Here is a 23,009-nt window from a genome sequence, read left to right as displayed (position 1 = left end):
TTTATCTAAGCTTGAGTGTTGCCAACCCGGCTAATACGAGGATCACAGTGATAATCCAAAACCGCACAATTACGCGTGGTTCCGGCCAACCTTTTAATTCAAAATGATGATGCAGCGGTGCCATGCGGAAAATACGCTTACCAGTCAGTTTGAATGACGCCACCTGCAGGATGACAGAAACTGTTTCCATTACAAAAACGCCACCCATAATGAACAGTACAATTTCATGCCGCGTAATTACCGCAATGATTCCCAGTGCCGCACCCAGTGCCAGCGCACCCACATCTCCCATAAATACCTGGGCGGGATAGGTGTTAAACCATAAAAAACCGAGCCCGGCGCCACACAGAGCTGCACAAAACACTGCCAACTCCCCAGCTCCGGCAATTGCGGGAATATGCAGATAATTGGCAAACTCAACGTGCCCAGATAAGTAAGCAATAATTCCCAGGGCTCCGCCTACCATTACCGTTGGCATAATGGCTAGACCATCCAGGCCATCGGTCAGGTTGACCGCGTTACTGGAGCCGACTACGACAAAGTAAGTCAGTAAAATAAAGCTCACTGGCCCCAGGTTAATGGCAACATCCTTGAAAAAAGGCACAAAAAATTGAGTTTCCGCCGGGCTTGTTGCACTCATATAGAGATAAATCGCTGCGCCCAAGCCAGCAATGGATTGCCAGAAATATTTCCACCGGGCAATTAAGCCGCGCGGGTTCTTATGTACAACTTTTTTATAGTCATCGACAAAACCGACAGCACCAAATACAAAGGTAACCAACAGGGTTACCCATACGTAGCGGTTACCCAAATCCGACCACAACAGTGCAGAGGAAAAAATAGAGGCAAGTATCAGTGTACCGCCCATAGTGGGTGTACCCGATTTACTTAAGTGGCTCTGAGGGCCATCGTCACGGATGGCTTGCCCAACCTGTAAATGATTGAGCCAGTTGATCATGCGCGGCCCAACAATCAGGGAAATTCCCAAGGCAGTAAGTGCTGCCAGAATTGCGCGCACAGTTAAATAATTGAACACCGCAAAGGTGCTCACATGTTGTTGTAATAATTCCGCCAGCCAAAGCAGCATTACATCTCCCCTCTGCTGTTGCCAAGCAGTGCCTGCGCTACCAGTTCCATTCGAGCGCTGCGAGAACCTTTCACCAGTACGGTAGTATTGTTGTCAAGCTCTTGAGTCACAGCCGCGATCAGCAGCTCTCTTTCCCGGTAATTGCGCAGAGACTCATGGCGCCCCTCGATAAAAGCCATACTGGCGGCAGTACCCAGCGGCCCAAAAGTAAATAGCGCATCAAGCCCCCGCTTGCGCGCTAGGGCACCGACACCACGGTGCATATCCTCGGCGTCAGGGCCCAATTCACCCATATCGCCCAATACCAAAATTTTCTTACCCGGCCGTTGCGCGAGCAGCTCTATAGCGGCCCCTACTGAACCCGGGTTTGCGTTGTAGCTATCATCAATCACCGTCGCTCCGGCGATGCCTGGCTGCTCCTGCAGACGCCCGGATACCCCGCTGATATTTGCCAGCCCCTGAACAATTTCCGCAGCCGGGATGCCTGCGGCAAAAGCGCAGCCGGCAGCAACAAGGGCATTGTGAACGTTATGCTCGCCCAGTAACTGCAACTTAACTGGGTGCGTAACACCCTCAATAACCAAGTCAAATGCGGCGCAGCCGGTTGCATCCAACTCAATATTCTCAGCGTACAGCGCACACTGATTGGAGAGACCTATCTCCAAAGTGCGCACACCTTCCGGCATGCGCTGCCGCCAGTAATCCGCATAGTTATCATCGGCATTGATAATTGCAGTACCACCAACTTCCAGACCTGAGTAAATCTGCCCTTTTGCCCTAGCAATGGCATCCACCGAACCAAAGCCTTCCACATGGGCAGGCATCACATTATTGACTGCGCTGACCAGAGGCTTGCCGATACCGCACAAATAACCGATGTCATCAGGCCCACTGGCCCCCATTTCCAGAATCAGTACATCGTGCTGATCAGAAAGGCCAAAGAGGGTCATTGGCAAGCCGAACTGATTGTTCAAATTCCCCTGGTCACACAGGGAGTGTGGCGCTGGGAAAAAATAGCCGAGAGCATTTCCTTGACAGTGGTTTTGCCACAAGAGCCAGTGATAGCAATTACCGGTCCCGTAAACTGTTCGCGGCACATCAGGCCAATCTGTCCAAGGGCTACAGTAGTATCCTCCACCCTCCACTGCGGCAAGCTGCAACCGGGGACTTCGCGATCAACCACTAACCCCAATACCTGGCCATCCAACTCGCCTACAAAATCATGCGCATCGAAGTTCTCACCCACTAATGCCACGAACAAAGCTTGGGGATTGAGTTTCCGGGTATCAGTAAACACCTGCGAAAACTCCACGGAACCGTTAACCAGCTCACCGCCAAAACGGGCCTGTAAATCCTGCAGGGACAAAGACCTGATCACTGGGTTTCTCCCTCCATACCCTCAGCCTGCGCAGACTTGCCAGCGCGCAAACGCAGTGCTGCCGCAGCATGTTCTCGATCGCAGAAATGAATTTTTTCACTACCGATAATCTGGTAATCCTCGTGACCTTTGCCTGCAATAAGGACGATATCCCCCGGTTGTGCCGCTGCGACAGCTTGGGCGATAGCTTTGGCACGATCGATTTCCACTTCAATATTATTGGCGGCGCCTTCAAGAATATCGTCGATAATTTTTTGTGGTTCTTCACTGCGGGGGTTATCGCTGGTCACAATTGCACGATCGGCCATCTCTGAGGCAATGCGCCCCATGGATGCACGCTTGCCGCTATCCCGGTCGCCACCACAGCCAAACACGCAGAGTAAATTGCCTCGGCAGTATGGGCGGGCAGCAGCCAAGGCAGCGCGCAGAGCATCCGGGGTGTGGGCATAATCCACTAACACTCCCACTTCATCCGCCCCCTTTACCTGTACTCGCTCCATACGGCCAGGCACCGCTTTTATAGTGGGAAAAACAGCGAGAATTTCCTCAAACGGCATGCCTGCAGATGCCGCCGCTGCAACTACCGCGAGTGCATTGTAAATATTGAAATCCCCGATCAGGGGCGCGTTTAATTCACCACGCCCCCAGGGTGAATCGAGTTCAACAGAAAAGCCCTTTTCATGACGGCAAAGATCGGTCACATGCAGGTCACCAGCTTGCAGTCCGTAAGTCAGCACACGCAGGCCGCGCAATTTACAGCGCTCTGCCAGCTGGGCACCAAAAGGGTCATCCAAGTTGATAATGCCGCGTTTCAGCTTCGGCAGCCCGAACAGTTTTTCCTTGGCAGCACCATATGCAGCCATATTGCCGTGGTAATCCAAGTGGTCGCGGGAAAGGTTGGTGAATATAGCCGTATCAAAAATCAGACCATGCACACGCCCCTGGGAAAGGGAGTGGGAGGAAACCTCCATTGCCGCAGCTCGTACTCCACGATCCCGAAAATTGGCAAAGTCTGCCTGCAGATACACAGGGTCTGGCGTTGTGAGCCCAGTTTCCTGTAACTCAATTTCCCCGTCATTCCAAATACCATTACCAATGGTGCCAATCACAGCGGCGTTGCCAAAATGATGGGCCAATAATTGAGAAGTCAGGTAGGCACAAGTAGTCTTACCATTAGTACCGGTCACCCCAACCAGATGCATTTCTCCACTGGGGTTTCCATGAAAACGCGAGGCAATCTCACCAACACGCTTGGCCAAACCCGGCACACTGACAATCTGAATGTCACCGCGGCTTTTACATTCCAGTGTATCGCCATCAGCTAGCACTGCTGCAGCGCCAGCCTCAATTGCAGAGTCAATATATTCCCGCCCATCAACGATAGAACCGCGCAGCGCCATAAATACATCGCCGGCTTTTACCTTGCGACTATCCAGGGCAACGCCACTAACGGCAATATCGGGGATACCCGCATAACCTGGCACTAATTCCTGTAGGGAAATAAATTGTTTTTCGCGCTGAGTCACGATTTTGAACCTCTCTCGCTTAACTGCGCGGCCAGCTGTCGTTCCGCTGGCTCCACTTGCTCTGGCGGTACCTGCAGCAGGCGCATAGCTCCAGCCATTACCGATCCGAATACCGGTGCCGCCACTTCACCACCGGAATACTTGTCATGGCTGAGATCATCAATAACTACAACCGCAGCCAGGCGGGGTTTGTCAGCAGGGATAAAGCCAGCAAATACCGAGCGGTAACGACTATCTTCATAACCTCTGCGGCCGACTTTGTGCACCGTGCCGGTCTTACCAGCAACACGATAACCGTCCACCTTGGCTCGACGCCCCGTACCACTAGCACCAATAACCGTCTCCAACATGGCGGTTACCTGCTGCGCCAGCGGCCCTTCAATCACCCGTTCGGGCTCAACATCGACTTTATCCCCAGATAACACTAGGGAGACTGGTCGCTTGAGCCCGGCATTGGCCAGCACGCTATAGGCCTGAGCCAACTGCACAGCATTTACTGTTAAACCGTAGCCGAAGGCAAAATTGGCCCGCTCGATTGGGTGCCAGCGACTACGGCTTGGCAGAATGCCCGGTGTCTCTCCAGGAAACCCACTGCCAACTGCCTCTCCCAGGCCCAGGCGGTAAAAGAGTTCCCGTAGCGAATTTGGTTCCAGATCCAAGGCAATTTTTGTGATACCAACCTGGCTCGACTTGGTGATAATGCGAGTGAGATCCAACTTGCCATAATTAACCGGGTCAACCAGGGTTTTGCCTGGCACACGTATATAGCCGGGGCTGGTATCAATCTGGGTGTGAGGTTTGTAGCGCCCGGTTTCCAGAGCAGCTAACACAGTCAAGGGTTTTACCGTGGAACCGGGCTCAAACTGGTCGATTAGGGCGCGATTACGCATGGCTGAGGCCTTCACGCCTTTGCGGTTGTTGGGGTTAAATGAGGGCTGGTTGGCCATCGCCAACACATCGCCACTATGGGTGTCGAGAATCACCATAAAACCCGAGGCAGCACCATTTTCAGCAACAGCTCGCTTTAACTCACGATAAGCCAGGTATTGCAGGCGCATATCGATGGACAGGCGCAAATCCTGGCCTGGCTGTGCTTCTCTCTGAATGGCCAGCTCCTGGACAGTGCGGCCTTTTAGATCCTTTACTACTTGCTGTGCACCAGGTTGGCCAGAAAGCCACTTATCGTAGGCCAGCTCCAGACCCTCCTGGCCACGATCATCAATATTGGTAAAACCCAAAAGTTGGGCAACCACCTCCCCAGCAGGGTAAAAGCGTCTGTATTCTTTCTTGCTATAAACCCCAGAAAGCCCGAGATCCAGTACCTTGCCGGCCTGTTCAGGGGTCAAGTGACGGCGCAAATACATAAACTCTTTATTGCGGTACTTTTCCAAGCGCGTGGCAAATTTAGATGGCTTTAACTCAAGGGCCCGGGCTAACTCATCAAGCTTTTTAATACCACTTTCTTTCAAAAGCTTGGGGTTTGCCCACAAACTATGCACCGGTGTGCTGACCGCTAGTAGTTCGCCGTTGCGGTCGACAATGGAGCCCCTATAAGCAGCGATTTCCTCCGTGCGAATAGTCCGCGCACGCCCTTGGTCCTGTAGAAACTGATAACCGCGTTCTGCAGCGGGCACAACCTGCAAGCGCGCCAGATGTAGCACCAAAGCCACTGCAAGCAGGCATAACAGAGCTGCCACCAGCACAAAACGCCAGCGGGCAATTCCCGGTTGAACTTGCTTTTTCTTGATTGCGCCCATATTTTTCCAGTTGGCGTTATTTTTTCACTTTGAAATCAAATTCCTTCAGGGCTCTCTTGAACAACCCGCCTAAAACCCTTTACGCTCAAAATTCTTATGCTTATTTTGGTGCCACTCTTAAAAGCACAAAGACATACAAACCACGGGGCCTAATCTATTAAGGCTTGTAGTTCTTAATATCAATCCACCGTTACCAGCACCTGATCAGATGGAGCTGGCACATGCATTTTTAATTCTTCGCGAGCTACCTTTTCCACGCGGCTGTAGGCAGACCAGGCTCCTCGCTCCAACAGCAAACGCTCCTGCTCATAGCGCAGTTCATCCTGAGCTTTTTGTGCTCTACCCAATTCAGCGGTCAGTTCTCTGCTGCGCTGGGTTGAATAAACTACAGACAGGGCTGAAGCCATCGCGGCTAACCACAAACACCCGAGCCCGATCAAAAGTTTGCCCCGCATTGCTATCAGTTCCCTGACAGCTTTTCCGCAACCCGCATTACCGCACTGCGCGAGCGCAGATTCTCATCCACCTCAACTTCATTGGCTTTCACTGCCTTACCCAGAGAGCGCAGAGACCTGGCGATCTGACTATCCATTACCGGCAGCCCCCGGGGCAGTTGCGGGCCACGCTCCTTCTCGCGAATAAAGCGCTTGACCATGCGATCCTCCAGCGAATGGAAGCTGATAATGACCAACCGCCCTCCCGGAGCCAGCAGCTGCAGGGATTTATCCAACGCGCTCTGCAAATCACCCAACTCGCCATTAACATGGATACGAATTGCCTGAAAAACCCGGGTGGCGGGATGCTTGCCTTTCTCCCAGGCGGGATTGGCCGCTTTGACTACTTCCGCTAAATCTAAAGTTCGCTCAAAGAGCTTTTCCACCCGGCGGCGCACGATAGCGGCAGCCATACGGCGAGCGAAACGCTCCTCCCCATACTCTTTGAAGACCCTGGCCATTTCAGCCTCATCTTCGGTATTCACCCATTGGGCTGCGCTGAGACCACGACTGGTATCCATGCGCATATCCAGTGGCCCATCCTGCATAAAACTAAAACCGCGTTCAGCTTGATCCAGCTGCGGGGATGAGACGCCCAAATCCAATAAAATGCCGTTGACCCGCCCCGACTGCTCAGCCGCCGCACTGTCCATATCGGCAAAAGAGCCGTGCCAGATCGAAAAACGTGAATCAGACTGAAAGCGCTGATGGGCGTATTCAATCGCCTGTGGATCCTTATCAACGGCCAGCAAACGTCCCTTGGGACCTAGCTGTTTCAAGATTGCGGCACTGTGGCCACCACGGCCAAAAGTCCCATCGATATAAAAGCCGTCTGGATCAGTAATCAGGGCGTCCACGGCCTCGCGCAGTAACACACTGCGATGCAATTCTTGAGACACCCCGTGTACTCCTTATAAAGAGAGGGATGCCATTTCCTCTGGCATTCCCTCCTCATCTTCACTGTCATCGAGCCAGGACATCCAGCGTTCCTCGCTCCAAAGTTCTAATTTTTTTCCCTGCCCTACCAGCATCAGCTTCTTTTCCAGCCCGGCGTATTCACGCAAGGTAGGTGGGATCAATACCCGGCCATTACCATCCACCTGCAATTCGCAGGCATAGCCAATTAAAAGACGCTGGGCGCGGCGCGCCACTTTATTAAAACTGGGTAGGGACTCTATCTTTGGTAAAATCTGCTGCCACTGGGGCGCAGGGTAAACCAGCAAGCAACGCTCCTCTGTATGCGCAGTAATCACCAAACAACCGGCGCAGTCATCCAGCAGCCGGTCGCGGACCCGCGCTGGTATCGCCAGACGCCCCTTGGCATCCATATTGATTGCATGGCTACCCAAATACACTTTGAGATTTTCACTCGCTATCAATTACGCCTATCGCAGCGAACTGCACCTTTGCAGGTTGCTAGCGGGAAAACCCAAACTTTATTCGCGCAATGTAAACACCCACTTACTGGCTGCGAATAAACCACAAAGTTCCACGATTTTCCACTTTTTCCCACCTTTGACACTATAAAACTGGGTATCGCAAAGTCAAGGAAATCGACCCCAAAGTCCCCATAAACCCCAGTAAACTCGCGGCTTACAGAATAGATTTGGCGAGTGGCGCCAATGTCATCTTCACATATCAACAAATTAGTGCGAGTACTCACTCACAAAATGATCGATTATTTTAAACTAACAATTCAAGTCGTGTGACACACGCCACATAGTCGCACTGCAGCCTCGCCACATGAATTAAGCGTCAAAAACAGGGTTCCGGATTTATAGAAAAGAGAAAACCCGGCACTTGCCGGGCTTCGGGAATGGATGAGCTGGCCTATAAGCCGGGTTCTGTCGAGGACAATCATTCATCTGGGATGCCTGTCACCAGACACCTCAAGCGACCTACCCGCCCTCAGTGCGGGTCACACCTATAGAGGGCCTATTTGGTCTTGCTCCGAACGGGGTTTACCATGCCGCGGACTGTTACCAGCCGCGCGGTGCGCTCTTACCGCACCCTTTCACCCTTACCTGTGCTTCCGAAGAAGCCATCGGCGGTCTACTCTCTGCTGCACTTTCCGTAGGCTCACACCCCCCAGGCGTTACCTGGCGTTCCACCCTATGGAGCCCGGACTTTCCTCCATCACACAAGGTGACAGCGATTGCCCGGCCAGCTCGCGGCGAAGAGTAATGAGGCGACAGCGGGATTGCAACAGGCAAAGCTTAATTACAAAGAAAAGCCCGCGCCTTATTTCTGCTGCAAGCTCCAATTGTAAAGCTCTTTCTTGTTAACGCCGGTAATTTCCCCAGCGATAGCCGCAGCCTTCTTGGGCGGCAACTCCGCAAGGAGTAGCGACATCACTCTCTGCGCCTCCGCATCCAGCTCATTGACTAGGCGACGCTCGGCTCCGCGTACCAGCAGGACAATTTCGCCACGCCGCTGATTAGCATCCGAGCGCACCCAGCTGACCAGCTCACCGAGCGGCATAAGGCGGAAAGTCTCGAATGCCTTGCTAAGCTCACGAGCAATTACTGCTTCACGCCCAGCACCAAACACTTTTGCCATTGCTTCAAGGGTATCCGCAACTCGATGTGGCGCCTCGTAAAAAACCAGCGTGCGGGTAGCACCAGCTAACTCTTGCAAAGCCCGCTCACGGGCTCCGGCCTTGGCCGGCAGAAACCCCTCAAAACTGAAGCGATCACTAGGCAAGCCTGCAGCACTCAAAGCAGCTACAAAGGCGCAGGGCCCAGGTATCGGCACTACACGGATTCCCCGCTCACGCGCCTCTCGCACCAAACGATAACCTGGATCTGAAATAAGAGGGGTACCCGCATCAGAAATCAGCGCCACCGTCTGCCCCTGCTCAAGCCGCTGCAAAATCTGGCCAGTGCGCTTGTCATCAGAGTGGTCGTGATACGCCATCAAGGGCGTTTCAATATCGAAATGGGAAAAGAGTCTCTGACTGTGACGTGTGTCTTCCGCCGCAACCAGGTCGGCACATTGTAGAACTTCAACAGCTCGCGGTACCATATCGGCCAAATTACCAATAGGCGTAGCGACAATATAAAGCATCGCCTGATCCGGCCCCATAGTTGTTCACTCCAAATATAAATATTGCGGGAGAAGAATATGTCCGCCTCTTCCCGGCGCACGTCTACTGTGATCACCAGCATGGCTGCGGCAGCACTGGCACTGGCTTTAACCGCCTGCCAAACTCCAGCCTCCCGACCGGGGGCTTACCAGCCCACTTTCCCGGCCAGCCACAAAGCCAGCCGCAGCGATGCCGTTCGCCTACTGCGTAGCGCCGAGACCTTGCCGGCTCCCGCGCGGGACCAGCAGCGCCTTCGGGCGGCCGCCATTCTATACGAGCTGGGAGAGAAAGAGTCAGCCAAAGAAGCTGTTGTGAAAATTATTCCCGAACAGCTGGATAACACCCTCTATGCCAGCTATGCACAGGTGTATGGCAGTTTACTTGCCGATAGCGATGACTTCTTCGAAGCCCTGGACTTAGCTACATCTCCACGCCTTGAGGGTGCTTGGACGCAATTGCCACAGTCGACTGCGCTACCCTTACGCAACTTGCGCGCAGACCTTTGGGGCCTCCTTGGTAATCTCGACAGCGCCATTAGTGAGCGACGTGAGATTTCTTACCTTGTGAAGTCTGATGATGCAATCGTTGAGAACAACAATGGCTTCTGGCAACTACTTACCCAGCTACCTTCCAGTGAATTAAAGAATCGCGCCAATAAAAGCAGCGACACCCAAATGCGCGGCTGGTATCAGCTGGCGCTACTGGGTCGAGATACTCAGACTGATATCAGCTCACAACTTACCGCCCTTAGCCGCTGGCGTGAGCGCTGGCCAGCGCATACCGCCAACACACATCCACCACAAGCATTACAGCTGCTCGAACGGCTAGCGGCTCAACGCGCCGATAGCATCGCCCTGCTACTGCCTTTATCCGGCTCACTTGGCAGTGCCGGTCGCGCGATCCGCGATGGCTTTATGGCAGCACACTACACAGCCCTGAACGCCGGAGGAGCCACTCCCAGGGTCATGGTATACGATACCGGCACAGAGCAGCCCTTCGAGGAAATCTACCAGAATGCCGTGGATGCAGGCGCTCAGTTCATTATTGGCCCCCTGAACAAGAGCAAAGTCTCCAACCTACTGGCGACAGAGAAGCTGCCAGTACCCACCTTGGCGCTAAACTATGGTGACCAGGGACGACTCACCAATGACCTAGTGCAGTTTGGCCTCGCTGTTGAGGACGAAGCCCGTCAGATCGCCCAACATGCCTACCGTCAGGGCCACCGCCAGGCAATGGTACTCACCACCAATAGCAGCTGGGGTCAACGGGGGGCCGAAGCATTCCGGGAGGAATGGCAAAATCTCGGCGGCTCAGTCAGTATTGGCAAGACATTCTCCAATAACAGCAAGTTTGCCAGCCTGGTTAGCGATGCTTTACTAATCCCAGCCAGCAAAGCGCGCAAAAAGGAACTGCAGGGCCGTTTGGCCGCGCCATTGGAGTTCACCCCACGGCGCCGCGATGATGTCGATATGGTGTTTGTAGCAGCCCTGCCCCAACAGGCCCGCCAACTCAATCCTATGCTGACCTACTACTACGCCGGCGACCTACCGGTTTATGCCACCTCCCATGTTTTTGGTGGTAGTGTCAATCCAAATCGTGACCGCGATATTAACGGCGTACGCTTTACCGCCCTGCCCTGGCTATTTGAGAATAACCAGACCAAGCAAGACATAGAGCAACAAGCCGCTCCGGCACCAGCATTTGCCCGTTTATACGCTCTGGGCGCCGATGCATTCCGCCTCTACCCACGCCTTCCCATGTTGCGCCAGTTTCCGCAACAGAAAGTACATGGTCTCACTGGGGCACTCAGTCTGAGTGCTGATGGCCGCATTGTGCGAGAACAGATGTGGGCACGAATCGAGAAGGGGGTGCCTGTGCCAATAACAACTGTAGAGCCGCTGTCGATACCTCAAGACAACGGCCAGCTGACAGGAAACAGTGAAGCTCTTTAAGCGTCCAGCCAGTACTGTCGGCGCACGCATGGAGGGTGCCGCAGCGCTTCACTTACAACGCGCGGGGCTCTCGGTGACTGAACGCAATTACCGCTGTCGTCACGGAGAGATAGACCTTATCGCCCGTGAAGGCGATACTGTCGTGTTTGTGGAGGTGCGCTTCCGCCGTAGCAGTCGCTTTGGCGGTGCCGGAGCCAGCGTGGATATTCGCAAGCAGCAAAAGCTGCTAGCCACCGCGCACAGCTATTTACAACAGCACAAACTGGACTGTCCCTGCCGCTTCGATGTCCTTGCCATAGACGGCGATGCGCAAAACATTCAGTGGATTAAGAACGCCTTCGAAGCCTAAGGCAAAACCGAGATTTACCTTGCCAAGTTACGGCGAACTGCGGTTCGCCTGAATTAAGGACACAATGGAACAGCGAGTCGTAACCCTTTTTCACCACAGTCTGGAAGCCACCATGAACGCCGGTGAGATACTGGCGCCCCTGATTGCGGAGGCCAGTGAGATGGTGGTGCACACACTGCTAGCAGAGAGCAAAATACTTCTTTGCGGCAATGGTGTCAGTGGCGCCCTGGCGCAGAGTTTCAGCTCGCAATTAACTGGCGGCTTCCAACGCGAGCGCCCCGGCCTGCCAGCAATGGCACTCAATAGTGACGGTGTCTCCATGGGCACCGTCGCACAAAATCATGGCAGTGCGGATACTTTCGCCCATCCAGTACGCGCTCTTGGCCAACCCGGCGACCTGCTGATAATAATTAGTAGCGATGGCGGGGACTCAACTTGGTACAAGCTATGCGCGCCGCCCGAGACCGCGACATGGGAATCCTGGCCCTCACCGGTGGAGATGGTGGCGATTGCGCTGCCCTCTTGGATAACCACGATATTGAACTGCGCGTGCCTTCCGATGTCGCAGCAGAGGTACACCAAGTACACCTTCTGACTATTTTTTGCCTGTGCGACTTGATCGACAGCAGCCTGTTCGGTGGCTATGAGGACTGAACCATGAAAACAAAACTATCTTCTGTTGGAAAATGCCTTCTGGCCGCGCTTGCCATAGCCTCTCTGCTTGGCGGCTGCAGTACAGTTATGGAGGCCACTCACGATGGCCCCATCCAGCAAGACCCAGGGAAACGCTCGCTGGGGACTTATATCGATGATGAGAGAATCGAAACCATTGTCACAGTGAATATCAACAAAGCCCACCCCGACCTGAAAGCAGCAAATGTTGACGTAACCTCCTTCAATGGGGTGGTTTTGCTCACAGGCCAGGTACCCAACCAGGAACTTCGCATGCTTGCCGGCCGCACTGCTGAGCAGGTTCAGAACGTACGACAGGTGTACAACGAGACACAGGTACGCGGCAAAGTCACCTTTCTCGCCTCCACCAGTGATGCCTGGCTGACAACTAAAGTGAAAACCAATTTGCTTGCAGATAAGGAAATTGATGGGGCTCGCATCAAAGTGGTAACAGAAAATGGGGTGGTTTACTTGATGGGGCTTCTGACCCCGGCGGAAGCAGAACGCGCTGCGGGCGTAACCCGTTCAATTGGTGGAGTACAGAAGGTCGTAAAAGCCGTGGAGTACATCAATTGATACAGTGATGTTGTACCCCATTTAACAATTTGATATCCGAATAAAAAACGGAGGCTAAGCCTCCGTTTTTTATTGGTGAAGCTTTAAGCCAAAGTTACAGGCGCTCAATAGCTATCGCCGTGGCCTCACCACCACCGATGCAAAGGCTAGCGATGCCCTTCTTAACATCGCGCTTCTCCATAGCGGCCAACAGGGTGGTCAAGATTCGAGCACCGCTGGCACCCAATGGATGGCCTAGGGCACAAGCGCCACCGTTCACATTAACCTTATTCCAGGGGAGTTCCAGCTCACGCATGGCTGCCATGGTTACCACGGCGAAAGCCTCATTAATCTCAAACAGGTCAACATCGGCAGCAGACCAGCCGGTGTTTTCCAGCAACTTATGCATGGCACCCACTGGGGCAATAGTGAACCACTCGGGCTCACGGGCAAACTGAGCTTGCCCTTTGATAACCGCTAATATTTTGAGTCCGCGCTTATCAGCCTCACTTTTTCGCATCAGTACCAATGCCGCAGCGCCATCGGAAATAGAACTGGAGTTGGCTGCAGTGACAGTGCCATCCTTGCGGAAAGCCGGTTTCAACTGCGGGATTTTGTCTGGACGAGCACTGCCTGGAGCCTCATCTACACTGACGACTACCTCTCCACGTCGGGAAGCAATGGTTACCGGGGTAACTTCACGGGCAAAATCACCATTTTCAATTGCTGCCTGGGCACGAGCCAGGGACTCCAGGGCAAACGCATCCTGCTCTTCACGAGAGAACCCATACTTATCCGCAGTACCCTCAGCAAAAGCACCCATCAATTTGCCGTCTTCAGCATTCTCAAGGCCATCGAGAAACATGGAGTCCTTAACCTCACCGTGCCCCAGGCGCATGCCGGAACGGGCTTTAGGCAAAAGGTAGGGGGCGTTGCTCATACTTTCCATACCACCGGCAACAATGACCTTGCCCTCCCCCAACAACAGCGCATCCCGGGCCATCATCACAGTCTTCATACCAGAACCACACACCTTATTGACGGTAGTACAGGGCGTGCTGTCTGGAATACCTGCTGCCAGCGAAGCTTGGCGCGCAGGCGCCTGTCCCACACCTGCTGGAAGCACACAACCCATCAGGACTTCATCGATATCTGCGGGGGCTACCCCTGCATCTTCCAGAGCCGCACGAATTGCCGCTGCGCCCAACTGTGGGGCACTCAAGGAGGATAAGCTACCCTGCATGGCACCCATCGGGGTCCTCGCCATTCCGACGATCACTACGGGGTCTGAAGTTACATCACTCATTCTGTCTGCTCCCAGTTCTACACCGCCCTCTCTGCTGTGGCGGCAATTGTGTTTTATAGTCGCCGCATTATAGCCGAAGCACTACCCTGCTCCGCCAGAGCCAGTTTCACTACTAGCGTCGCCCGGCAGATGGAGCGTGTTACTATCGGCGCCAATCATAAGAAAAAGTGGCGAGAGGACTTATGGAGTTATCAGGCATTATCGTGCTGGTGGTTATTGCTGCACTTTTGTTTTATGGAGTAGGGGTTTATAACAAACTGGTTTCCCTAAAAAATCGCAATGAGAACGCCTTTGCACAGATAGAGGTACAACTGAAACGGCGCCACGACCTGATCCCCAACCTGGTGGAAACTGCTCGAGGTTACCTGAAACACGAACGGGAAACCCTCGAAGCCGTAACTGTTGCGCGCAATACCGCCATCAGCGATCTCAAGGCAGCAGCCTCAAACCCGTCAAGTGCCACTGCCATCGGCAAACTTGGCCGTGCAGAGAGCGCCCTGAATGGAGCCCTGGGACGCTTTACTGCAGTAATGGAGGCATACCCGGACCTGAAAGCCAACCAGAACATGATGCAACTCAACGAGGAGCTGAGCAGTACTGAGAATAAAGTTGCCTTTGCACGGCAGGCATTTAACGACTCGGTCACAAATTACAACATATACAAACAAAGCTTTCCGCCAGTATTGCTGGCTGGTTTTTTCGGGCATCGCGCCAATGCCCAACTGCTGGAATTTGCCGACTCAGATGCCGCTCAGGTAGCTCCTCGTATCGAGTTTTAAGAGATGAATTTTTTGAGTACCAGGATCGCGCCAGACGAAACAGTCTCCTGCTTGTAGGGCTTTTCGCTCTAGCCGTAGTTTTGCTGATCTCCCTGACCACTTTAGTCGCTGCCGCAGCGATAGCGCTCTCTCGCGGCCAGCCTTTTTCATTCAGTACTATCGAGCAATTACTGGGCTGGCAAACTGTGATATCCATCGCCCTGACGATTGCTGCCATTGTCGCCCTCGGCAGCCTATATAAACTGTACCAACTCAACGCCGGCGGCAGCGCAGTGGCCGAATCCCTCGGCGGACGCAAGCTCAATATTGCTCCGCAGAATTCCAACGAACAACGCGCACTGAATGTTGTAGAGGAATTGGCAATCGCCTCAGGTACCCCTGTGCCGGATGTCTACCTGATTGAGGATGATGCGATCAATGCATTCGCCGCGGGCTCCAAACCCACCGATGCAGTGATCGGCCTCACTCGAGGCTGTGTTGAAAACCTTAATCGAGAGGAACTGCAAGGTGTAGTGGCACATGAGTTCAGCCATATCTTAAATGGCGATATGCGTTTGAATATCCGTATCGTAGGAATGCTGAACGGTATCCTGATTATTGGCCTGCTCGGCCATTGGCTGGTTCGCGGAATTTACCCTGGCAATCGAGAAAACCGAGGGCGTGCGGCTCTGTTTGGGCTCGGTGCAGCATTAATGGTTGTGGGCTATACAGGAACCTTCTTCGGCAACCTGATTAAGTCTGCAGTTAGTCGCCAACGGGAGTTCCTTGCAGATGCCTCTGCAGTACAATTTACCCGGAACAATATAGGTATCGCTAGCGCACTAAAAAAGATTGGCAGTTACGGCTCAAAATCGACTCTGACCAGCGGCAGGGCAGCGGAATACAGCCATATGTTTTTTGCCAATAGCATGAAGCGTTCGCTATTTAACCTCTTCGCCACACATCCGCCTCTGTCAGATCGTATCACCCGACTCGACCCCAGCTGGAATGGCCTTTACCCCGACAATACTAATAACGCCTCACAATCACAGCCCCCTGCATTTGTTGAGTCCGCGCAAGTATCCACTTTCGCAAAATCCGCACCCTTCCAGGCAGCGCTGGATGCTGTAGATAACAGCATTGCCAACCCGAGCGAACAACAGGTGCAATACGGACGCCAGCTGCTTCAATCTATTCCCTCTGGACTTCAGCAGGCAGCTCATGACCCCTTCGCCGCACGCGCGCTAATTTATCACCTGCTGTTACACAAGGAGGGGGCAGAGCGGCAAGTACAACGCGAACTACTCAATAAAATTGCCCATCCAGCAGTGGTGCGGGAAATGCGACAACTGGAGACACAGCTGGAAAGCCTGCCCAATAGTGCACGCTTGGCCCTGTTGGATCTTTGTGTTCCCGCCCTGAGAGCACTGGTCCCTCAGCAGTATCAAGTATTCAAGAGAAACCTGATCAAACTGCTGCACAGCGATGGGAAAATTGAGATTTGGGAGTGGGCCCTATATCGGGTACTGATGCACGCACTGGAGGGCTCTCCTGACCGACAGCGGCTTTCCAATAAAAAGGGAGCCAGCAAAGATGCCAACTGTTTCCTTCTCGCCGCTATCGCCCATTCGGGCAATAGTGAGTATCTACCTGCCAAAAGGGCTTATGAGCAAGGCCTCAAGGCTTTGGGTATAGAGGTCACACCACTGCCAAGTCACAAGGATATAAATTTACCGCGGCTCGACAAGGCCATCGCCATTGCAGGACAGATGAAAGCTCTGGATAAACCGGCATTGTTAAAGGCAATGGTACTAACCCTAAGCCATAACGGGGTGATCAAGGCAGAGGAAATCGAATTGCTCCGGGCCGTAGCAGATAGCTTGGACTGCCCAATGCCACCTCTGCTACCAGCGCAGCCATAAATCGGGTCGACTAACCAACAAGCCGGCATTGCCGGCTTGTTTCCACTTATTTATTAAACGTGATGCTGATAGACAGGGCCTATTCCTACGCTCCACAAAATTACCGAAGTAATTAAGACAGTAACCATCATGACAAGCGCCACAGTGAGCACCGCACAGGCATAAAGAAATGCCCGCTCTTTGTTCATCTTCATCAAAATTGGGATACCGGCAAATACCAGATAGATTGAGTACATCCCCGCAATGCCCACGGCGGCCATAGTAAGCCAAGGGTGGGGGAAAAGAACCACAATACTAGCGAGGAAAATTGGCGTAGTGATAAAGACCGCAAGCGCGGTGCCTTCATAATGGCGTGTAGGTTCATCACCCTCGACACCATAGGACCTCGCCATCCAGTTAATAAATTCCCCAAGGCAATAGACTCCGACCAGTAACGCAAAGTAGGTCACTATAGACAAAACTGCTGCACTCTCCGGAGTCAACTTGGCCAGATGCCCCCCCACCTCAAATCCCACCCGTGTGACACCAAAGTAGCCGGCAACTGTAGGGATCAGAGCCAGAAATGGAACATGGGTCACGAAAACCTGGAAAAAAGAATGTCTATCCGCTCGGATGGCTTTCCACTCTTTTTCAGGATTAGTAAGAATGCCGATTGTGTGACTGAGTAATCGCACGCTGAAACTCCCTTCAATACCCTGCATTGCAGTATCGGGGGACGGCGCGGAATTAACCAATGCGAATAAGAAATTAGGCGCCACTTTTAAATCAGGTTGATTTATATCAAGCGCGAACAGAGACGCGATTCCGGCCGCCCCGCTTTGCCTTGTAAAGGGCCTGGTCAGCGGCCTTAAGGACAGTATCAGGCCCTCTGAACTCCTTACCCCTCTGAGCGAGGCCAATACTAACGGTTACCTTAATCTGTTGATCTGAACGGCGTTCAGAACGCCACAATTTAGGACCGGAAATACGTCCTCCAGAGCGCAAGCGCATGGGATAGGCCGCTATTTTCTCCCGAATAAGCTCCAGCTGTCTTTCTGCGGCTGAAAGGTCACGACCAGAAATAATTAGCACAAACTCCTCCCCCCATAGCGAAATAATTCCCCTGACGAATTTCGAGCAATCTGGGTAGCAACCATTCGCAGTACCTGATCACCGACCTGATGACCAAAGCGATCATTCAATTTCTTAAAGTAATCGATATCAATCATGGCAATAGAATAATGCCGGCCGGGAGTGAGCATCCGATACCTGAAAGCCCTCCGAGACCGGACTCCGGTCAACTCATCGCGGAAAGCCAGCTCATAGCTGCTACCCAGCAGCGAAAAGATAAGTAGGAAACCAGCTACTGACATTAAAGGAACCAGAGGCATCCCACTCCAGACGCCATACAACGTAAGCAAGATGCAGCTGAATAACCCCACAGCCGTGGGCCCGGGGTAAAGAGCCAGCAGTGCCAATGCGCCAAGTGAGGCCACCATACAGGCCAAGAGTGGTAAAGGTGGGGAAAACCGGTCAAGAGCCAATAGCCAAGCAGGCAGATGCTGCAAAGAAAACATCTGAGCTAACGGCCCATAATATTTCTGCAACCAGAATAGGGCTATCCCCTGTGCACCCAGGATCAACAGCCAAGCGACCCCAAAATTACTCCATATGCTACGGTCGCGGCTGCAGCTAAATAACATCAAGTTGAGGGCGATCAACCCCAGATAGAGGGAAAAATCCTGCTTCAACAGTATTTCGAGACTGATCGTCCCATAGAAAAACATTAATAGTAATGCGGCCAGACCAACCCGGCTTGAGCGATAAAATAAACTGAGCAGCAGCGCTGTTACCAATAACAGAAAAGGCAGCTGGACATTGTTCAGGGACGCCAGATCGAGCCAGGGTAAATGTTGGGCAAGTGGCAAAATCAGGAGCAGTCCGGGCAACCAGCTAAAACGCAGCCACTGCAAATACGACGGCATGGTAAATTGGGAGCAAGAAATAACAGAGAATTATACGCACCTGATAACAGTAATTTCTTAGACTAGGCGCACAAAAGAGAAGACCGACGAAAACAAAAAGAAAAAATAAAAAAGGGGCAAAACTGCCCCTAGAAATTTTTTAAAGCCGAGCTTATTTCACAACGCGCAATGCGGGCTTCTTCACCGACTTTTTGCCCAAGCTGGTGGGCGGGGTAGGTTCGGGCGGTTCTGGGGTTTCTTCTGCCTCAAACACCATACCCTGGCCATTCTCACGGGCATAAATTCCAACTACCGCGCCAACCGGAACCTGGATATCAGTGGGAACCCCACCAAAACGCGCATTAAACCTGATCGCATAGTTATCCATGGTCAGCCTCGCAACAGCACTTTCAGAGATGTTTAGCACTATCTGCCCATCATCATTAACATGCTGTTGTGGCACCAGCACCCCGGAAAGGTGCGTATCGACAAGAATATAGGGAGTGCACCGGTTATCGGTAATCCACTCGTAAAATGCCCGCAAAATATATGGGCGATTGGAGGTCATGACCGGCTTACTCACCTAACTACCCTCAACGCATTTCCCGTTCGTACTCGGTAAGGCTCTGCTGGAACGCTTCACGGGCAAACAGGCGATCCATATAATCCAGCAGCGGCTTCACTTGCTTAGTCTTGGGCAAGCTGATTTCGAACTGCTCGAGACGCCAGAGCAGTGGAGCCATACAGCAATCCACCAGGGAAAATTCTTCATTGAAGAAGTACGGCAGCTCAGTAAACATCGGCGCAATGCCAACCAAGCTATCACGCAGCTCCTTACGGGCGGATGCAGCATCTTTGCCTCCTGCCAGAATTTTATCCACCAGCGGACACCAGTCGCGCTCAATACGATGCATAATCTGGCGACTTTGAGCGCGCGCAACCGGGTAAACGGGCAGCAGCGGCGGGTGTGGGAAACGCTCGTCAAGATACTCCATCATAACCTTGGTTTCGAAGAGCACCAGATCGCGATCAACCAGAGTCGGCAGCGAATTGTAGGGGTTGAGGTCAGCGAGCTCGGCGGGCTTATCATCCGAGTCCACATCTATGATTTCTACGGACACCCCTTTCTCTGCCAGTACGATACGCACCCGATGGCTATAGTGACTGCGACCATCAGAGAAGAAGGTCATAGAGGAGCGCTTGTTGGTAGGCACACCCATGTTCAAACTACCTCAAACTTGTTGGCCGACAAACACCGGCCTTTATTCAAAATATAAAAGGGCGGCAGAGTATCTCCACCACCCATCAAAAAGAAACCTGCGAATCTTAGTGGTGTATGTCTTTCCAGTACTCGCGGTTCAGCAGCCAAGCAAAGATAAAGAATATAAAAATAAACGCCAGCACATAGAAACCAATGCGCTTGCGATCTTCTGCCATTGGCTCTGCAATGTACTCCATAAAGTTGACCAGGTCATACATAGCCTGATCAAACTCTTCCGGATTCATGGAACCCTTCACACTACCAACCTTGAGGCTGCCACAGTCAGCGTCCATGATCGGGTTACCCAGCTCATCGCGCACGATCTTACCATGGTCGCGCTTAGGACCAGGGGCACATTCCGGCAAGCCCTGCAACTCCATCAATACATGCGGCATGGCGACACTGGGGAATACCAGATTATTCACACCGGTAGCACGACTGTCATCCTTGTAGAAACTGCGGAGATAAGTGTAGAGCCATTCCGGTGAGCGGGAGCGGGCAACCAGCGTCAGGTCCGGCGGCGTGGCGCCGAACCATACTTTGGAGTCATCCGGGCGCATGGAGATCTGCATCAGGTTACCGATCTTGTCGTTACCCAGGATCAGGTTCTCCATCATCAGCTCTTTGGGGATATCCAGATCTGTAGCAACACGCTCCCAGCGGGAATAGTTGGCACTGTGACACCCCATGCAATAGTTGACGAAGTACTTGGCTCCACGCTGCAAAGACGGCTTGTCCTGAAGGTCGATACTAATAGGGTCCAGCTCAACACTGGACTCAGCGCCTACCGCTTTGATTGGGATAAAGGTCAGCAGGCCAACAACCACAATACCGATAAACAGAATACCGAATGTTTTTGCTCCAGATGGGCTGGTTACACGCTCAGGCTCTGGGTATACCTCATCGCGGCTAGTAATCCAGGGCAGCAAGGCGAAGAAAGCTGCCAACAAAACAGTCACTACTCCCATAAAGGTATTTACCGAGAAGTTAGCCACTGCCATCCACAGGAACAGTACACCGAAGCCGATGCTTACAACCCAGGAACCCACTCCCTTGCGCTCCTTTGGATTCGTCCAGACCGGCATGGTCAGGAAGAACGCAAAATAGAACAGGGTCGCCACCTGAGACAGGAAGTTACGCTCTGGGGTCGGAGATTTAACCCCCAGGTAACCCAGGATAATAAATACCGCTGCGAACAAAAGGAGCAAACCTTTTGGCAGCCAACCTTTGTAACGGATGGAACGTACGGGGCTCTTATCGAGCCAAGGCAGTACAAACAGCACCGCAATAGCCGCACCCATAGCCACCAAACCAAGGAACTTGGCTGTAAGAGGACCAATATCCATAGTTACCGCACGCAAGATCGCGTAGAACGGCGTGAAGTACCAAACAGGTGCAATATGGGGAGGGGTCTTCAGTGGGTTTGCTTCTTCGAAGTTAGCGTACTCCAGGAAGAAACCGCCCATCTCAGGGAAGAAAAACACAACAGTAGCGAAGATAAACAGGAATACCGCAATACCCACCAGGTCATGTACAGAATAGTAAGGGTGGAAAGGTACGCCGTCTTTGGGGATACCGTTCTCGTCCTTATTTTTCTTAATCTCGATACCATCAGGGTTGTTAGAACCCACTTCATGCAACGCCAGGATATGCAGGACTACCAGCAACACAAGAACCAACGGCAATGCAATAACATGCAGGGAAAAGAAGCGAGTCAGGGTAATACCTGAAATCAGATAATCACCGCGAATCCACTCAACCAGGCTATCGCCAATACCGGGTATTGCACCGAACAGGGATACAATTACCTGGGCACCCCAGTAAGACATCTGACCCCAGGGCAATACATAGCCCATAAAGGCTTCAGCCATCAGCACCAGGTAGATACACATACCAAAGATCCACACCAGCTCGCGGGGCGGCTTATAAGAGCCATACATCAATCCGCGGAACATATGCAGATACACAACCACAAAGAAAGCAGATGCACCCGTCGAATGAAGGTATCGAATCAGCCAGCCCCATTCCACATCGCGCATGATGTATTCAACAGAGGCGAAGGCACCTTCAGCCGAAGGATTAAAACTCATCACCAACCATATACCGGTCAGAAGCTGGTTAACCAGTACGAGCAGTGAGAATACGCCGAAGAAGTACCAAAGATTAAAGTTTTTGGGCGCGTAGTACTTGCCCATATGCTTATCCCAGGCCTGGTAGATCGGCAGACGCTGATCTACCCAGTCACCGAAATCTGCTAGCCATTTCATGCAGCGCCCTCCTGGTCTACACCAATCACGATTACCTCATCGCTCTCATAGGAATAAGGCGGAACTTCCAGGTTGGTAGGTGCAGGAACACCGCTGTAAACACGGCCGGCCATATCGTATTTGGAACCATGGCAGGGGCAGAAAAAGCCGCCCATCCACTCATCACCACCCAAATCGGCGGCGCCCACTTCCGGGCGGTACATAGGTGCACAACCCAAGTGTGTACACAGGCCAACCAGAACCAACAACTTTGGTTTGATAGAACGATTTTCCGGATTTACATAATCTGGCTGGATAGATTCCTCAGAGTTGGGATCGCGCAACTGCGGCTCCACTTTCTCTAGATTTTGCAACACTTCATCGGTGCGGCGTACTACGTAGACCGGCTTGCCGCGCCACTCAACAGTAACCATCTGGCCCGGTTCAAGTTTGCTAATGTTGTATTTAACCGGAGCACCAGCAGCTTTTGCCTTGGCACTCGGATTCCAGGAAGCGACGAAGGGAACGGCAACCCCAACCGCTCCCGCACCACCAACAACTGAGGTGGCAGCGGTTAAGAAACGGCGCCGTCCTACATTTACACCGTCATCACTCATGACGTAGTTCTCCCATCACAGCGATCCCGGATACACCGGAGATGCGCTGGCCCAAACCCAAAAAGTCTTGAAAGAAGTCCCGCTCCGGCAGATTGCCCGCG

The 23,009-nt window shown here is 52.7% G+C and carries 23 protein-coding genes and 1 other RNA gene; 6 read left to right on the top strand and 18 right to left on the bottom strand.

The features are described from left to right. Position 1: 1 nt before the first annotated feature. The 10 genes from mraY to rsmI all read right to left on the bottom strand — a co-directional run bounded on the left by mraY (position 2) and on the right by rsmI (position 9,326). Entirely contained in the window at positions 2–1,087 is a 1,086-nt protein-coding gene (gene mraY / locus P3339_RS05515; protein WP_020412622.1) for a phospho-N-acetylmuramoyl-pentapeptide-transferase, read from the bottom strand. Next, positions 1,087–2,061: a UDP-N-acetylmuramoyl-tripeptide--D-alanyl-D-alanine ligase gene (locus P3339_RS23355; protein WP_353056889.1), complete on the bottom strand. Its 975-nt coding sequence runs from the start codon at positions 2,059–2,061 to the stop codon at positions 1,087–1,089. The genes mraY and P3339_RS23355 overlap by 1 nt, the downstream gene beginning before the upstream one ends. Next, positions 2,058–2,465, bottom strand: coding sequence for a UDP-N-acetylmuramoyl-tripeptide--D-alanyl-D-alanine ligase (locus P3339_RS23350; RefSeq protein ID WP_353056888.1), 408 nt, complete (start codon positions 2,463–2,465; stop codon positions 2,058–2,060). The genes P3339_RS23355 and P3339_RS23350 overlap by 4 nt, the downstream gene beginning before the upstream one ends. Then, the gene (locus P3339_RS05500) at positions 2,462–3,991 is read right to left on the bottom strand and encodes a UDP-N-acetylmuramoyl-L-alanyl-D-glutamate--2,6-diaminopimelate ligase (protein ID WP_020412620.1); all 1,530 of its coding nucleotides are present in this window, start codon (positions 3,989–3,991) and stop codon (positions 2,462–2,464) included. Before P3339_RS05500 ends, P3339_RS23350 begins: the two co-directional genes overlap by 4 nt. After that, a complete protein-coding gene (locus P3339_RS05495; RefSeq protein WP_282952652.1) occupies positions 3,988–5,748 on the bottom strand; it encodes a peptidoglycan D,D-transpeptidase FtsI family protein in 1,761 nt (586 codons plus the stop codon). Before P3339_RS05495 ends, P3339_RS05500 begins: the two co-directional genes overlap by 4 nt. Positions 5,749–5,927: 179 nt before the next feature. Continuing rightward, positions 5,928–6,203 (bottom strand): cell division protein FtsL, encoded by a 276-nt coding sequence (gene ftsL, locus P3339_RS05490; protein ID WP_020412618.1) that lies wholly within the window; start codon positions 6,201–6,203, stop codon positions 5,928–5,930. 5 nt (positions 6,204–6,208) lie between these two features. Next, entirely contained in the window at positions 6,209–7,141 is a 933-nt protein-coding gene (rsmH, locus tag P3339_RS05485; protein ID WP_282952651.1) for a 16S rRNA (cytosine(1402)-N(4))-methyltransferase RsmH, read from the bottom strand. 12 nt (positions 7,142–7,153) lie between these two features. After that, positions 7,154–7,597: a division/cell wall cluster transcriptional repressor MraZ gene (mraZ, locus tag P3339_RS05480; protein ID WP_282953554.1), complete on the bottom strand. Its 444-nt coding sequence runs from the start codon at positions 7,595–7,597 to the stop codon at positions 7,154–7,156. A gap of 462 nt (positions 7,598–8,059) precedes the next feature. After that, positions 8,060–8,413, bottom strand: an RNA gene (rnpB, locus tag P3339_RS05475) — RNase P RNA component class A. A 70-nt stretch (positions 8,414–8,483) separates the two neighbouring features. Next, positions 8,484–9,326: a 16S rRNA (cytidine(1402)-2'-O)-methyltransferase gene (rsmI, locus tag P3339_RS05470; RefSeq protein ID WP_020412615.1), complete on the bottom strand. Its 843-nt coding sequence runs from the start codon at positions 9,324–9,326 to the stop codon at positions 8,484–8,486. Positions 9,327–9,365: 39 nt separating this feature from the next. On the opposite strand from rsmI, the gene P3339_RS05465 reads away from it, so the two are divergent. The 4 genes from P3339_RS05465 (at position 9,366) to P3339_RS05450 (ending at position 12,876) form a co-directional block, all read left to right on the top strand. Then, complete coding sequence (locus P3339_RS05465) at positions 9,366–11,279, top strand: penicillin-binding protein activator (RefSeq protein WP_282952650.1); 1,914 nt, start codon at positions 9,366–9,368, stop codon at positions 11,277–11,279. Then, complete coding sequence (locus tag P3339_RS05460; RefSeq protein ID WP_020412613.1) at positions 11,266–11,628, top strand: YraN family protein; 363 nt, start codon at positions 11,266–11,268, stop codon at positions 11,626–11,628. Before P3339_RS05465 ends, P3339_RS05460 begins: the two co-directional genes overlap by 14 nt. Before the next feature lie 64 nt (positions 11,629–11,692). After that, positions 11,693–12,223 carry a D-sedoheptulose-7-phosphate isomerase gene (locus P3339_RS05455; RefSeq protein ID WP_353056887.1) on the top strand — a complete coding sequence of 177 codons (531 nt, stop codon included), beginning with the start codon at positions 11,693–11,695 and terminating at the stop codon, positions 12,221–12,223. A 62-nt stretch (positions 12,224–12,285) separates the two neighbouring features. After that, positions 12,286–12,876 carry a BON domain-containing protein gene (locus P3339_RS05450; protein ID WP_282952649.1) on the top strand — a complete coding sequence of 197 codons (591 nt, stop codon included), beginning with the start codon at positions 12,286–12,288 and terminating at the stop codon, positions 12,874–12,876. 94 nt (positions 12,877–12,970) lie between these two features. On the opposite strand, the gene P3339_RS05445 is transcribed toward P3339_RS05450, so the two are convergent. Beyond that, positions 12,971–14,161: a thiolase family protein gene (locus P3339_RS05445; protein ID WP_026305002.1), complete on the bottom strand. Its 1,191-nt coding sequence runs from the start codon at positions 14,159–14,161 to the stop codon at positions 12,971–12,973. Positions 14,162–14,343: 182 nt separating this feature from the next. On the opposite strand from P3339_RS05445, the gene P3339_RS05440 reads away from it, so the two are divergent. Both P3339_RS05440 and P3339_RS05435 read left to right on the top strand, forming a co-directional pair. After that, positions 14,344–14,940: a LemA family protein gene (locus P3339_RS05440; protein WP_282952648.1), complete on the top strand. Its 597-nt coding sequence runs from the start codon at positions 14,344–14,346 to the stop codon at positions 14,938–14,940. Between the two features lie 80 nt (positions 14,941–15,020). Next, positions 15,021–16,841 (top strand): M48 family metallopeptidase, encoded by a 1,821-nt coding sequence (locus tag P3339_RS05435; protein ID WP_282952647.1) that lies wholly within the window; start codon positions 15,021–15,023, stop codon positions 16,839–16,841. 53 nt (positions 16,842–16,894) lie between these two features. On the opposite strand, the gene P3339_RS05430 is transcribed toward P3339_RS05435, so the two are convergent. From P3339_RS05430 to petA, 7 genes are all read right to left on the bottom strand, one after another. Further along, a complete protein-coding gene (locus P3339_RS05430; protein ID WP_020412607.1) occupies positions 16,895–17,515 on the bottom strand; it encodes a Yip1 family protein in 621 nt (206 codons plus the stop codon). 106 nt (positions 17,516–17,621) lie between these two features. Continuing rightward, positions 17,622–17,912: a GGDEF domain-containing protein gene (locus P3339_RS23345; RefSeq protein ID WP_353056886.1), complete on the bottom strand. Its 291-nt coding sequence runs from the start codon at positions 17,910–17,912 to the stop codon at positions 17,622–17,624. Beyond that, positions 17,906–18,805 carry a GGDEF domain-containing protein gene (locus P3339_RS23340; protein ID WP_353056885.1) on the bottom strand — a complete coding sequence of 300 codons (900 nt, stop codon included), beginning with the start codon at positions 18,803–18,805 and terminating at the stop codon, positions 17,906–17,908. The genes P3339_RS23345 and P3339_RS23340 overlap by 7 nt, the downstream gene beginning before the upstream one ends. Before the next feature lie 151 nt (positions 18,806–18,956). Then, a complete protein-coding gene (locus P3339_RS05420; RefSeq protein WP_020412605.1) occupies positions 18,957–19,352 on the bottom strand; it encodes a ClpXP protease specificity-enhancing factor in 396 nt (131 codons plus the stop codon). 25 nt (positions 19,353–19,377) lie between these two features. Beyond that, complete coding sequence (locus tag P3339_RS05415) at positions 19,378–20,004, bottom strand: glutathione S-transferase N-terminal domain-containing protein (RefSeq protein WP_020412604.1); 627 nt, start codon at positions 20,002–20,004, stop codon at positions 19,378–19,380. Positions 20,005–20,110: 106 nt separating this feature from the next. Then, a complete protein-coding gene (locus tag P3339_RS05410; protein ID WP_020412603.1) occupies positions 20,111–22,312 on the bottom strand; it encodes a ubiquinol-cytochrome c reductase in 2,202 nt (733 codons plus the stop codon). Next, complete coding sequence (gene petA, locus P3339_RS05405) at positions 22,309–22,908, bottom strand: ubiquinol-cytochrome c reductase iron-sulfur subunit (protein WP_282952646.1); 600 nt, start codon at positions 22,906–22,908, stop codon at positions 22,309–22,311. The genes P3339_RS05410 and petA overlap by 4 nt, the downstream gene beginning before the upstream one ends. Positions 22,909–23,009: the final 101 nt, after the last annotated feature.

It is taken from the genome of Microbulbifer sp. MLAF003, assembly GCF_030012965.1.
Taxonomy (GTDB): domain Bacteria; phylum Pseudomonadota; class Gammaproteobacteria; order Pseudomonadales; family Cellvibrionaceae; genus Microbulbifer; species Microbulbifer variabilis.
Note: the sequence above shows the minus strand (reverse complement) of the source record. Positions and strands in the feature narration are given on the sequence as shown.